The organism is Pseudomonas sp. HMSC076A11, assembly GCF_001810205.1.
GTDB lineage: Bacteria > Pseudomonadota > Gammaproteobacteria > Pseudomonadales > Pseudomonadaceae > Pseudomonas > Pseudomonas aeruginosa.
The window spans coordinates 19,368-19,625 of record NZ_KV800279.1 but is presented as its reverse complement, the minus strand read 5'-3'; the positions used below and the strand labels follow the sequence as shown (position 1 = coordinate 19,625).

Below are 258 nucleotides of genomic sequence, written 5' to 3'. Positions count from 1 at the left end.
AGGAGTCGGCCCAGCAGATCCAGAAGATGATCGAGGAACTGCAGATCGGCGCCCAGGAAGCGGTCAGTACCATGACCGAGAGTCAGCGCTACAGCCTTGAAAGCGTGGAGATCGCCAACCGTGCCGGCGAACGCCTGAGCAGCGTCACCGGACGGATCGCCGAGATCGACGGGATGAACCAGTCGGTGGCCACCGCCACCGAGGAGCAGACCGCGGTGGTCGATTCGCTGAACATGGACATCACCGAGATCAACACCC

General features: G+C 62.4%; 1 pseudogene. It reads left to right on the top strand.

From position 1 onward, the window contains the following. Positions 1 to 258: pseudogene (locus HMPREF2716_RS29990) on the top strand (chemotaxis protein); the annotation flags it as partial.